The following is a 12,600-nucleotide window of genomic DNA, read 5'->3' as shown; positions in this document are numbered from 1 at the left end:
GGAAAGCCCGCGAGGGCCCTCTTCCCGTCCTCCCGTGCGCGGTTCGCGAAGAGACGCCGGCGAGCTGGGCTCTCGCTACCCCTCCCGGTCCACGCCGGGATCCTCCTCCTGGCCCGTTCCGGGGCCCCGCTCGGTCCCGGACGCCCGGTCGAGGGCCGTGCCCTTGATCGAGATCTCGCTCGTGACGGCCTGCTCGAGCCGGTCCCCATCGATGTCCGAGCCCTTCAGCTCCGCGTCGAGCTCGGACTGCTCACGGATCCCGAAGTCCCGCTCGGGGTCCTCGCGCCGCTCCGCGAGGTCTCGGATCCGGCTCCGTCGCTCGGACTCGCGGGAGAAGCGCCCCCGGGACTTCGCCCACCAGCCGACCAGGAGCACGACCATCGCCAGGCCCAGGTAGCCGAGGACGGGGTAGACGTAGACCATCAGCGTCTCGAAGCCGACGAAGCTCACCGCGTACCCCACCGCGCACAGCCCGAGGAAGACGGGGACGTACCTCCGGGGATGCTTGGCGGTGACGCGCTTGCCCAGGGCGTAGAACATGCCGATCGCGGTGTTGTAGATCATCAGGAAGATGATGAAGGTCATGATGAAGGCCATGACCGGATGCATCGATTCGAAGAGGCTCAGCATCGGCACATTGTCCCCCGCGACCCTCTCGATGTTCATCAGCAGGGTGAAGGCGGCCATCGCCAGGAGGATCGTGTAGATGACGCCGCCGATGAGGCCGCCGCGCCCGGCAGCGCGCAGGTTGCTGTGCGCGCCCCCGATCACCAGGGACATCGAGACCCCGAGGATCAGAGCCAGGCCGTTGTAGTTCAGCGCGGAGAGCCACCAGGGGCTGACCGGGGACTCCTCCTGCATCGCCAGCTCGCTGAGTCGCCCGACGCCGTCGGGCAGGTTGAACAGGGTGTAGACGAACGCCGTGAGGACGGCGACGATCAGCAGAGGCGTCACAGCGCTGATGATGCTGCTGACCTTGTCCACGTCCAGCAGCCCGGTCGTCGCGACCAGGACGAGCATGATGAGTGAGCCGATCCAGGTCGGCAGGCCGAACTGCTGCTCGAGGTTGGACCCCGCGCCGGCGAGCATGACGAAGCCGACGCAGAAGAGGGTGGCGATCACCGCGAGGTCCAGGCTCCGAGAGATCACCGGATGCGCGACCTCGCGGAAGACGCTGTGATGCTCCTCGGCCAGGAAGTAGCTCCCCAGCTGGAGGATCACCGCCCCGGCGGTGGTCATGACCACCCCGGCGATGAGCACGCCCCACAGGCCGTTCAGGCCGAAGGAGATGAAGTACTGGATCACCTCGAGTCCCGTCGCGAACCCGGCTCCGACGAGGAGCCCCACGAAAGCCAGAGAGATCTTGAGCTGTTCTTTCATCATGGACGGGGTTCCTTTTCGCCGAGGCCCGCGAGCGGTGGACAGGCTCCCACGGTACACGGGCGTGCTGATCCGAGCCCTTCCCCCGGGAGGAGCTCTGCGGTGAAGTCCCGGGGGAGGGAGCCGTCGCCGGGGCCGCACCGGCGGTCCGCCGCCGAGGACGGTGGCAGAACTCACCCCGCGGGTGCGTCCCCCTCCAGCCCCTCTCCCAGAGCGGCGATCAGCTCGCGGCTGTAACCCGCCTCCATGAGGGGAGCGACGACGTCGCGCTCCAGGTCCGGGAGGTACCCGACCAGGACGTCCGCCGGCCCCTCGATCTCGACCTCGCCCAGTGCCGCCGGGACCACCAGCGTCTCGGCGGGTCCCAGGCCCGCCGAGCGCTCCTCGACGCGTACGGTCACCGCGGCCCCCACATTGGTGATGATCTGAGCCGTCTCGGAGGAGCGGCGGATGGGCTGGACCGTGCCGGCCCGCCAGCGCTCGAGGGCGAAGTGGGGGCCCGCGCAGCAGAACACCCTCTCGACGCCGTCGCCGACCTGGATCCTCAGTCCCGCGTGGAAGTCCGGCCGCGCCTCGAGGTCGACCTCATCCATGACGGCCTCGAGGTTGGCGTGCCATTCCTCCTCCGGGACCTCCGACCCGTCCTCCATGTTCCAGCGCATCGCATGCTGCTGGACGTCCGAGGTCTGCTCGATCTCGTAGATCAGCGTGTCGGGACCGAAGCTGTGGAGCGTGCCGCCGGGGACGTAGATGGTCTCACCGGCCCGCACCGGCAGGCGCCGCAGCACGGCGTCGAAATCCTGATCCAGGAGCGCCCGGTGCAGCTGCTCCGCCGTCACCCCCTGCCGGACGCCGCACAGGGCCGTGGCCCCGGGAGCGGCGTCGAGGATGTGCCAGGCCTCGGTCTTGCCGTTGGGCTGGCCCTCCCGCCGCCGGGCGGCGGCGTCGGCGGCGTGCAGGTGCACCGGCAGGGCCCCCGCCGCATCGATGAACTTGGTCAGGAGGGGGAAGTGTTCGCCGCTCCACCCCCGTCCCATCAGCCCTTCGGGGTCGTGCGCCACCAGGTCCCGGAGGGTGGCCCCCGCCCACGGCCCTTCGGTCACGGTCGACTGGTTGCCGTCGACGTCGCTGACCTCCCAGGTCTCGGCGATCGACCAATCGGGGATCCCGCTCTTGCCCAGCCGTCCGGCGATGGAGTGCCCGCCGAACACCAGCGGGCGCGCGGGCGCTGTGACGCGCAGCGGGTGCCATGCTCCGCTCACGGCGGTCACAGGATGGGCTTTCCGCCCGTGACCGCGATCCTGGCCCCGGAGACGTAGCTCGACTCGTCGGAGGCGAGCATGACGTAGACCGGCGCCAGCTCTGCAGGCTGCCCCGCGCGGCCCAGCGGCACCTGCTGCCCGAAGCCTTCGACCTGCTCGGCCGGCATCGTGGAGGGGATCAGCGGGGTCCAGATGGGACCGGGGGCCACGGAGTTGACGCGGATGCCACGTTCGCCGAGCATCTGCGAGAGGTCCCCCGCCATGTTGGCGATCCCGGCCTTGGTGGCGTTGTAGGCCAGCAGCGCGGGAGGCGGGTCGTCGGAGTTCACGGAGGTGGAGGCGATGATGGAGCCGCCTGCGGGCAAGTGCGGCACGGCCGCCTTGGCCAGGTGGAAGAACGCGCTGAGGTTGATCGCCAGGGTGCGGTCCCACTCCTCGTCGGGGATCTCCTCGATCGTCTCGTGGGTCATCTGGAAGGCGGCGTTGTTGACGAGCACCTCGAGGTGGCCGAACTCTTCGAGAGCGCGGTCGATGATCGCGCGGCAGTGCGCCGGATCCGCGACGTCGCCGGCGAGCACCACGGCCTTCCGCCCCGCGTCCTCGACCAGGCGGGCGGTCTCGCGTGCGTCCTCGTGCTCGTCGAGGTAGGAGATCAGGACGTCGGCGCCCTCCCGGGCGAAGGCGAGCGCGACGGCCCGCCCGATCCCCGAGTCCGCGCCGGTGACGACCGCGGCCTTGCCCTCGAGGCGGCCGGAGCCGCGGTAGCTGTCCTCTCCGTGGTCCGGCTGGGGCTTCATCCGTCCCGTCTCGCCTGGCGGGGTCTGATGCTGTGCGGGGATGTCGTTCATCGTGCTCTGCCTCCAGCGTCGGGTGCCTCGGATGTATCCACAGTGTCAGCCGCTGCTGACGTACGTCTACGGGTTCGGCGGAACTGTGGATAAAGGGACGGGCCCCGCCTGCGGACGGACTCAGAACGGCCTGCCGGGAACGCTCGTCTCCGGGACGAGATCGGCAGCCTCCGTCTCCCCGGGCGCAGGAGCCGCCGTACGGTCCCGCCCGAGGCGGCCGCCCCGGCAGCCCGCCGGCCTGCCGGCCCCCAGGATAGGCTGGGCCCATGGAACAGTCCGCCTCCCACCCCACCGTCCGCCCATGAACCGGGCCTTCCGCGCGGTCCTGCGACTGTTCTCCGCCCCGCGGGTCAACATGCGCCAGGACTACGAGAAGGTCCGCCGCTTCCAGCGCCACCTGGCCGCCCTGCCGCCGTCGCGGTATCAGACGCTGGACCGGCAGATCGTCTCCGAGGACGGCTCCCACCGGATCCCCGTCCGGGTCTTCCAGCCGAAGGAGCGACGACGCGAGGACGTGCTGCTCTTCTTCCACGGCGGCGGCTGGGTCACCGGCGACATCGAGAGCTACACCCCGGCGTGCGCTGCGATGGCGGACCTCACCGGCTGCGTCGTCGCCTCCGTCGACTACCGGCTGGCCCCGGAGCACCCGTTCCCGGCGGGCCTCGAGGACTGCCGCCGCGTGGCCCGGCTCCTGCTGGAGGATCCGGGGCGGGCCGGGATCGAGGACGCCGGCCGGATCGTCCTGGTGGGCGACTCCGCCGGGGCCAACCTCGCCGCCGTGGTCTCCCTGATGCTCCGGGACGAGGGACGACGCGGGGCGAGCCGGCAGATCCTGCTGTATCCGGTCGCCCACTGGGACCACGACCCCCTGACCTCCCCCTTCGCCTCGGTGCGCGAGCACGGGGAGGGCTACCGACTGACCACCACGGAGGTCCAGGACTACTTCGAGCTCTACGTGCCCGACGCGGAGAGGCGGCAGGACCCGATGGTCGCGCCCCTGGAGGCCGCGGACCACTCGGGGCAGCCGAAGAGCCTGGTGATCACCGCGGAGCTGGACCTGCTGTGCGACGAGGGTGAGGCCTACGCCCGCGTCCTGGAGCAGGCGGGGAACACGGTGCGGACCCATCGCGTGGACGGGGCGCTGCACGGCTTCATCACCCTGCCCCGCTTCTCCCGGCCGCTCCGGGAGGCCTACGAGGAGATCAACCGGTTCCTCGACGAGGACTCGGCCTCCGACGCGGAGCCCCGCCCCGAGGCGGGCCCCCGAACCTCGGCGCCGGCCCCCGCCCCTGAGCCGGGCTCCGCCTCCGAGCCGGACCCTGCTTCCCAGCCGAGGGGCCCCGCGTGACGCGCCGAGCCTGGGTGCGGCTCGACAACGCCTCCAACATCTTCCTCGCCGCCCGCAGCGACGCCGACCCCAAGGTGTTCCGCATCAGCGCCGAGCTGCGCCACGACGTCGACCCCGGCCTTCTGCAGCAGGCCCTGGACACGACGTACGAGAGGTACCCTCTCTACCACGCGGTCCTGCGCAGCGGGGTCTTCTGGCACTACCTGCAGGACAGCGACCTGCGCCCGCTCGTCTCCGCGGAGGACCAGCACACCTGCGCTCCCCTCTACCAGGCGGGCCGGCGCAACCTGCTCTTCCGCGTGCTCCACCATCGCCGCCGGATCGTCCTCGAGATCTTCCACGCCCTCTCGGACGGCACGGGCGCCCTCTGGTTCCTCACCGACCTCGTGACCGCCTACCTCCGCCTGCGGGACCCCGGGCAGCCGTCCCCGGCCGGGAGCATCGAGGCGGCCACCACCCCACGGCACGCCGGCGGGCGGACGGAGACGGGCGGCCGAGCCGGCCACGACGCCGCGGAGACCACGCACGAGCTCACCACCGACAGCTTCGCGCACTACTTCCGACGACGCCGTCGCCGTCACCGCGTCGATCCGCCCCTCGTGCCGGAGCTCGGCAGCCCCACGCTGCCCGGCGGGTCCAGCGGGCAGGGTGGGTCTGGCAGGCAGGGTGGAGCCGGCGGGCCCGGCAGATCCTCCGGAACCAGCGGGCCCACCGAGACCGCAGAGACCGCAGCCGGAAGCGGACCCGGCAGCGCCGATAAGAGCGGCACCGCCCCGCCGACTCGTCCCACCGCCCGGACGCCCGGCCGGCCGTCGCGCCCTCCCCGGAAGAGGGTGCACCGGGTGAGGGGCACCCGCACCCCCGACTCCCGCACGCGCGTCGTCGAGCTCACCATGCCCGCCCCCGCAGTGCTCGCCCTGGCGCGCGCCGAAGGCGCCTCGCTCACGGTCTACCTCACGGCCCTGTTCTTCGAGTCCCTCCGCGCCTCCTCGGGCGGTCTGGGCAGGGCCCGCACCGTGGCGGCGTCGATCCCGGTGAACCTGCGGCAGTTCTTCCCCTCGACCTCGGCGCGCAACTTCTTCGCGACCGCCCGGGTGGAGCACACCTACGGCGAGGGGCCCGACGACCTGGGCTCCGTCTGCCGGGACCTCGAGGGCCAGTTCCGCCCGCAGGCCACCCCCGAGTCCCTGGAGAGGAAGCTGCGCCGGTTCATCCGCTTCGAGCGCTCCCCTCTGCTGCGGGTCGTCCCGCGGATCCTCAAGGACGCGATCCTGCGGCTGATCAACTGGGGCAACAACCGCGGCCTGACCGTGGCGGTCTCGAACCTGGGCCGCGTGGTCCTGCCCGGGGCCGCCGAGGCGAGCGTGGGGAGGATGCTGTTCCACGTCTCAGCGGTGCGCCCGCAGTTCTGCGCCATGTCGCACGCCGGGCTGCTCACGATCAGCTTCACCTCGCCCTTCGTGGAGACGGGGCACGTCAGGGAGTTCGCCCGGATGCTCACTGCCCACGGCGTCGAGGTGACGGTGGCCGCTGCGCGCGTCACCGAGGAGGAGATCGCGGAGGGGGAGCGATGAGACGCTGCACCGGATGCGCCGTCGACGTCGAGGGGGACTGGGCCCGCTGCCCCCTCTGCGGGGAGCCCCTCGGCGGCGAGGCGGTCCGCAGCCCCCTGCCTGCCGTGCCGCTCAGGTTCTCCCGACGCCGGGTGCTGAGGGCCCTGTTCCTCACCTCGCTCGCGGCCATCCTCGCCTCGTTCCTCGCCCAGCTGCTGTTCAGCCGCTTCAGCGACCTGGGGGCCCTGCGCTCCGTGTGGCTGGGCGTGGTCACCCTCTGGCTGGTGGTGCTGATGGCGGTGCGCAAGCGCCGCAACGTGGCCAAGGGAACCGTGTACCTGGTGATCCTGGTCGGGCTGATCTGCACGTACTGGGACTACCTCACCGGCTGGCACGAGTGGTCGCTGACGTACGCGGTGCCGATCGTCTGCGGGTCCTCCATCATCGCCCTCATGATCACGGTGCGCCTGATGAGCATCGAGGTGGGGGAGCACGTCGTCTACAGCGGCCTGACGGCGATCCTCGGCCTGGCGCCCATCCTCTTCCTCGTCCTCGGGTGGGTGCAGCACCCGCTGCCCTCGGCCATCTGCGGGGCGCTCGGCGTCGTGGCCCTGGTGCTGCTGCAGCTCACCTGGGGAGCTGAGACGCGGCATGAGCTGGCTAAGAGGCTGCATCTGTAGGGCGGCCGGCGCATCCACAGGAGTCAGCTCGACGCGGCGCAGCGCGCCAGCGAACGCAGCCGCGGTTCCGGAGAGAGGCGCTCGGAGAGCCCGAGGGGCGCCGGAGCGGAAAGGACGACGTCGGGTGGGCGACGACGCCGGGGCGCTCCCCCGGCGTCGTCGGCACGGACCTACGCCACGACGGCGACGGCGTCGATCTCCACCAGCATCGGCTCGTCCGGCAGGCCCACGAAGACCGTGGTGCGGGACGGGAACTCCTTGGAGGGCACGTACTTCTCCACGAACTCGGCGTAGGCCTCGTTCATCGGGGCGAAGTCCTCGCGCTTGGTCAGGTAGACGCGCAGCATCAGCACGTCCTCCATCGAGGCGCCGCCGGCCTCCACGATGGCCCGGACGTTCTCCAGGGTCCGCGTGGTCTGGGCCTTCACGTCGCCCGCGCCGATGTACTCGTTGCTCTTCGGGTCCTTCGGGCCCTGCCCCGAGATCTGCAGCATGTTGCCGATGCGGATCCCCTGGGAGAAGACGTAGGCCGGGGCCGGCGCCTGGTCGGTGGTCACGATCTGCTTGTCGCTCATGGCGACTCCCTTCTGTCGATGTCGTTTGACGGAAAACTCTGTGGTCGGGGCGGGGTCCTAGCCGGCCGCCCGCTCGGCGAGGTCCGGCGCGGGGACCTCGCCCCGGAAGCCGAGGTCCGCCGAGATCGCGCACGCGGTCTCGTGCAGTCGCGGCAGCATCGCCGTCAGCTGCCCGAAGTCCAGGATCACGGTGGGCACCGTGACGGAGAGCGCCGCCCACACCGTGCCGTCCGCCCCGTAGACCGGCACCGCGACGCAGTGCACCAGCCGCTCGTGCTCCTCGCGGTCGGCGGCCCAGTGGCGGCGGCTGGCCTCGTCCCAGGCGGCGAGCACCTGCTCCGGCGTCGTCAGCGTGTGGGACGTGCGCTCGGTGAGATCGGCGCGCGCGAGCAGGCGTTCCCGGTCCGGCCGGTCCAGGCTGCCCGCCAGGATCTTCGCGACGGCGGCCGAGTTCAGCGAGGCGGAGAGGCCCACGCGGGAGTACATGCGGACCGGGGTCCGCGGCTCGATCTTGTCGATGTAGACCACCTCGTCGCCCTCCAGCGCGGCGAGGTGCACGGTATGGCCGATGTCCATGTTCAGCCGCACCAGGTGCGGATGCGCCGCGGACTGGATGCCCCGGCCGCTCGCAGCGGCCGCCGAGGCCAGCGCGTAGGCCCCGTGCCCCAGGTGGTACCGCTCGTCCGGGTGCTTCACCACGTAGTGGCGCTCCTCCAGCGCGTGCAGCAGGCGCATGATCGTGGTCTTGTGCACGTCGAACGCGCGGCTCAGCTCGGCGAGCGATGCAGGCTCGCTCGCCAGATGGTCCAGGATGTCCAGCGCACGGCCCAGGACTTGGCTCACAGTCGACCTCCACGGTGCGCACCCGACTCGTCGACGCGGATGCTCTCCCACTCATCTTCGGTCACGGCGAGTAGGGCGTCCAACGTCGCCTCGGAGGGCGGCAGAGCACGGTCGGCCGTGGTGGTCAGCGCGGCGGAGGCATGGAGGTGGCCGCGGCGCAGGCAGCGGACGGCGTCGTCCCCCCGGAGGAGGCCGGCCAGGAAGCCCGCGGCGAAGGCGTCGCCGGCGCCGACGGCGTCGACCACCCGGACCGAGAGGGAGGGGGCCTCGCTGAGCTCGCCGTCGAGGCGGCACAGCGCCCGCCGGGAATCGTCCTTGACCACCACGCACGGGACGTCCGGCAGCGCGGCCAGGACAGCATCGACGCCCTCCGCGCCCCAGGCCGCCCGCGCCTCGTCGGCGCCGACGAACACGACGTCGGCCCGGCGCGCCAGCCCGAGGAGCTCGGGGGGCGAGACCCGCGGCAGCGAGGGACGGTAGTTGACGTCGAAGGAGAGGCGCGCGGAGCGCGGCCGGGAGAAGAGGGCCTCCAGCAGCTCCGAGCACCCCGGGGAGAGCGAGGCGGTGATCCCGGAGGTGTGCACCAGGTCCGCCTCGGCCAGGCGTCGGGCCGCCTCCGGCTCCTCGAGCAGCCCGGACGACATCGCCGAGGCCGCCGAGCCCTCGCGGTAGTAGAACACCTCGCTCTTGCCCGCCTCGCCCCGCCGGGACTTCAGGTACAGCCCGGTGCGCCGCTCCGGGTCGCGGACCACGGCCCCGGCGTCGACGCCGGCGGCCCCCAGCTCCTCCAGGATTAGGTCGCCCAGCGGGTCCTCCCCCAGGCGGGAGATCCACGACGTCGGTATTCCTGCCGCCTCCAGCCCCGCGGCCACGTTCGACTCGGCGCCGCCCGCGGTGCAGGAGAGCAGGCGGACGGACTCGTCCCGCGGGTCGCGGGGCGACATGACGGCCATCGTCTCCCCGAGGCAGACAGCGTGGGGCATGAGGTCCCTTCCGTTCTTCGAGCCGTTGACAACTTCTGCCTGTGACACTAGACATAGAAACAGGTTTTTGCAACATGCGTTGCAATATGTGCAACGAAGCCCATCGGCAGTGAAGGAACGCATCATGCTCCCCATCCCCCAGCAGCCCCTCGACCGCCCCTCGCACGGCGCCAACAAGGCCCTCGGAGGCCGGGACCTCGCCTCCGGGGACCGGGACGTCCTCGGCACCCCCGTCACCGAGCTCAACACGCCCCTGGTGACCCTCGAGGAGCGGGCCCTCACCCACAACGCCCGGACCATGGCCGAGTGGTGCCGCGAGCACGGCGTCCTCCTCGCCCCGCACGGCAAGACCACCATGTCCCCGCAGCTGTGGCAGCTGCAGCTCGACGAGGGGGCCTGGGGCATCACCCTGGCCAACGTGCCGCAGCTGCGCGTCGCCCGCCGCTTCGGGCACCGGCGGCTGATGCTCGCCAACTCGCTGACCTCGCCGGCGGACATCGCATGGGCCTCGGCCGAGGCCTCCGAGGGCGTGCGGCTGGTCTCCTGGGCCGACTCCGCGGGAACCGTCGAGCTGCTGCGCCAGCACGCCGGCCAGGGGCCGCTCGAAGTGATGGTCGAGCTCGGCGGGGTCGGCGGCCGCACCGGCGCCCGGACCGTCGAGGAGGCGCTCGAGGTCGCCCGCGCCGTCCACGACGCGCCCAACCTGCTGCTGTCCGGCGTCGGCGGCTACGAGGGCGCGCTGGCCCACGAGAGGACCGAGGCCGACCTGGGCATCGCCCGGGAATACCTCGGCCGGGTCGCCGAGCTGCACCGTGCGGCGGCCGGGCTGTACGACGTCGAGCGCCCCTTCCTCAGCGCGGGCGGCAGCGCCTTCTTCGACGTCGTCGCCGAGGTCCTGCGCCCGGCCGCGGAGCAGACCGGGGCGGACGTGATCGTCCGCGCCGGCGCCTACCTGGTGCACGACGCCGGCTTCTGCCGCGGTGTCTCCCCGCTGACCGGAACCGAGCACGAGTTCGCGAGCGCGATGACCGGGTGGGCGCGGGTCGTCTCGCAGCCCGAGCCCGGACTGGCGATCGTGGACGTCGGGCGGCGGGACGTCTCCTTCGACGTCGGGCTGCCCACGGTCGCGGCCGCCTGCCAGGCCCCCGGCGGGCCGGAGCGGGAGTTCCGGGGCGAGGTCGTCGAGCTCAACGACCAGCACGGGTACGTGCGCTACGGCGAGGACCAGGAGCCGCCGCGGGTCGGCGAGGTGCTCCGGCTGAACCTCTCCCACCCCTGCACCGTCCTGGACAAGTGGGCTGTGCTGCCGGTGCTCGACGCCGAGGGCACCGTGACCGACCTCGTCACCACCTACTTCTAGAGCACGGGACCGGCAGAGGAGGACCCCATGGACCTGGACACCGCACGCACCCTCATCTCCCGCGCCGTCGTCGTCGACGGGACGGGAGCGCCCGGGAGGGAGGCCGACGTCGTGCTCGAGGGCGGGCGGATCCGCACGATCGCGCGCCCCGGCTCGCTGGACCCGACGGAGCACCCCGGGCACCTCGACGCCGCCGGGCTGGTCCTGACGCCGGGCTTCATCGACATGCACGCCCACTCCGACCTGCAGATCCTCCTGACCCCCGAGCACACCGCCAAGCTGAGCCAGGGGGTCACCACCGAGGTGCTGGGCCAGGACGGGCTCTCCTACGCGCCCATCACCCCCGAGGTGCTGGCCGTAGTGCGGCAGAAGATCGCGGGGTGGAACGACGACCCGGCGGACCGGGAGATCGGCTGGCCCACCGTGCGCGCCTACCTCGACGAGCTCGACGCCGCCGGGATCGCGACCAACGCCGCGTACCTGGTGCCGCACGGCGTCGTCCGCGCCCTGGTCATGGGCTTCGAGGAGGGGGCCGCCGACGCCGAGCAGATCCGGCGCATGTGCGCGATCCTGGAGGAGGGGCTGCTGGACGGCGCCGCCGGGATGTCCACCGGGCTGACCTACACGCCCGGCATGTACGCCGACCGGGCCGAGCTGGCCGCGCTGTGCGGCGTGCTGGCACGGCACGGCGGCTACCTCTCGCCGCACACGCGCTCCTACGGGCACGGGGCGCTGGAGGCCTACGCCGAGATGGTCGACCTCGCGGAGACCAGCGGCTGCGCGCTGCACCTGACGCACGCGACCATGAACTTCGGCGAGAACAAGGGACGCGGCGGCGAGCTGCTGGAGCTGGTCGACGCCGCCCTGGCCCGCGGCGTCGACATCACCCTCGACACCTACCCCTACCTCCCCGGCGCGACGACGCTCTCCGCGGTGCTCCCCTCCTGGGCCGCCGCCGGGGACACCGAGGCGATCCTCGCCCGCTTCCAGGACCCCGCCGCCCGCGCACGGATGCGCGAGGACATGGAGGTCAACGGATCGGACGGCTGCCACGGCGTCACCGTGGAGTACGAGACGCTGGAGATCTCCGGCGTCCGCAACCCGGAGCTCGCGGGGCTGGTCGGCCGGACGGTGCGGGAGATCGCCGAGGAGACCGGCGAGGAACCCTTCGACGCCGCCCTGCGCATCATGGCCGCCGACCGGCTCGGCACCGGCATCCTGCAGCACGTGGGCCACGAGGAGAACGTGCGCACCATCATGGCCCACCCCGCGCACACCGGCGGGAGCGACGGGATCCTGATCGGCGCCAAACCGCATCCGCGCGCGTGGGGCACGTTCCCCCGCTTCCTCGGCCACTACGTCCGGGACGAGGGGCTCATGAGCCTTGAGGAGATGGTGCACCACCTGAGCGGACGTCCCGCGCGGCGGCTGCGGCTGCGCGAGCGGGGCGAGATCCGCGAGGGGTGGGCCGCCGACCTCGTGCTCCTGGACCCGGCCACGGTCGACGCCGCCTCCACCTTCGCCGACCCCCGGCAACCCGCCCGCGGCATCCGGGCCGTGTGGGTCAACGGGGCGCTGGCGTACGGGGAGGGCGGGGTGACCGGCCGCCGCGCGGGGCGCGCCCTGCGCCGCGAGGCTGAGACGCCGCATCGGCTCTCCCCTGCGGGCCGCTGAGCCCGGCCCGTTCCCGTCCACCCCGCCGGGCCCGGACCTTCCCCATCGAGGCGGCTGTCCCCGGCTCATCCCGGCCCGCAGCGCTGCCGAGCCC

At 72.3% G+C, this 12,600-nt stretch carries 11 protein-coding genes; 5 read left to right on the top strand and 6 right to left on the bottom strand.

Annotated elements, in window-relative coordinates; genetic code table 11:
• Window positions 1-75: 75 nt before the first annotated feature.
• The 3 genes from EWV39_RS12975 to EWV39_RS12965 all read right to left on the bottom strand — a co-directional run bounded on the left by EWV39_RS12975 (window position 76) and on the right by EWV39_RS12965 (window position 3,439).
• Window positions 76-1,383 carry a YkvI family membrane protein gene (locus EWV39_RS12975; RefSeq protein ID WP_193554718.1) on the bottom strand — a complete coding sequence of 436 codons (1,308 nt, stop codon included), beginning with the start codon at window positions 1,381-1,383 and terminating at the stop codon, window positions 76-78.
• Between the two features lie 170 nt (window positions 1,384-1,553).
• Complete coding sequence (locus tag EWV39_RS12970) at window positions 1,554-2,642, bottom strand: class I mannose-6-phosphate isomerase (RefSeq protein ID WP_129661381.1); 1,089 nt, start codon at window positions 2,640-2,642, stop codon at window positions 1,554-1,556.
• A gap of 5 nt (window positions 2,643-2,647) precedes the next feature.
• The gene (locus EWV39_RS12965) at window positions 2,648-3,439 is read right to left on the bottom strand and encodes a glucose 1-dehydrogenase (protein WP_202864940.1); all 792 of its coding nucleotides are present in this window, start codon (window positions 3,437-3,439) and stop codon (window positions 2,648-2,650) included.
• 352 nt (window positions 3,440-3,791) lie between these two features.
• Between EWV39_RS12965 and EWV39_RS12960 the strand changes: the two genes are divergently transcribed.
• From EWV39_RS12960 to EWV39_RS12950, 3 genes are read left to right on the top strand one after another with little or no spacing between them, the layout of a single operon-like run.
• A complete protein-coding gene (locus EWV39_RS12960; RefSeq protein WP_129661094.1) occupies window positions 3,792-4,838 on the top strand; it encodes an alpha/beta hydrolase in 1,047 nt (348 codons plus the stop codon).
• Window positions 4,835-6,412, top strand: coding sequence for an alcohol acetyltransferase (locus EWV39_RS12955; RefSeq protein WP_129661091.1), 1,578 nt, complete (start codon window positions 4,835-4,837; stop codon window positions 6,410-6,412). Before EWV39_RS12960 ends, EWV39_RS12955 begins: the two co-directional genes overlap by 4 nt.
• Window positions 6,409-7,071 (top strand): DUF6320 domain-containing protein, encoded by a 663-nt coding sequence (locus EWV39_RS12950; RefSeq protein ID WP_129661088.1) that lies wholly within the window; start codon window positions 6,409-6,411, stop codon window positions 7,069-7,071. Before EWV39_RS12955 ends, EWV39_RS12950 begins: the two co-directional genes overlap by 4 nt.
• Before the next feature lie 170 nt (window positions 7,072-7,241).
• On the opposite strand, the gene EWV39_RS12945 is transcribed toward EWV39_RS12950, so the two are convergent.
• From EWV39_RS12945 to EWV39_RS12935, 3 genes are read right to left on the bottom strand one after another with little or no spacing between them, the layout of a single operon-like run.
• Window positions 7,242-7,646 (bottom strand): RidA family protein, encoded by a 405-nt coding sequence (locus EWV39_RS12945; RefSeq protein ID WP_129661085.1) that lies wholly within the window; start codon window positions 7,644-7,646, stop codon window positions 7,242-7,244.
• Window positions 7,647-7,703: 57 nt separating this feature from the next.
• Complete coding sequence (locus EWV39_RS12940; protein ID WP_129661082.1) at window positions 7,704-8,489, bottom strand: IclR family transcriptional regulator; 786 nt, start codon at window positions 8,487-8,489, stop codon at window positions 7,704-7,706.
• On the bottom strand, window positions 8,486-9,472 hold the full coding sequence (locus tag EWV39_RS12935; protein ID WP_165313317.1) for a sugar kinase: 987 nt from the start codon (window positions 9,470-9,472) through the stop codon (window positions 8,486-8,488). The genes EWV39_RS12940 and EWV39_RS12935 overlap by 4 nt, the downstream gene beginning before the upstream one ends.
• A gap of 124 nt (window positions 9,473-9,596) precedes the next feature.
• Here EWV39_RS12935 and EWV39_RS12930 point away from each other — a divergent pair, with 124 nt between their 5' ends.
• Window positions 9,597-10,832, top strand: coding sequence for an alanine racemase (locus tag EWV39_RS12930; RefSeq protein WP_165313315.1), 1,236 nt, complete (start codon window positions 9,597-9,599; stop codon window positions 10,830-10,832).
• 27 nt (window positions 10,833-10,859) lie between these two features.
• Entirely contained in the window at window positions 10,860-12,506 is a 1,647-nt protein-coding gene (locus EWV39_RS12925) for an N-acyl-D-amino-acid deacylase family protein (RefSeq protein WP_129661076.1), read from the top strand.
• Window positions 12,507-12,600: the final 94 nt, after the last annotated feature.

The organism is Rothia halotolerans (genome assembly GCF_004136635.1).
GTDB lineage: Bacteria > Actinomycetota > Actinomycetes > Actinomycetales > Micrococcaceae > Rothia > Rothia halotolerans.
This window is presented reverse-complemented; position numbering and strand designations above follow the sequence as displayed.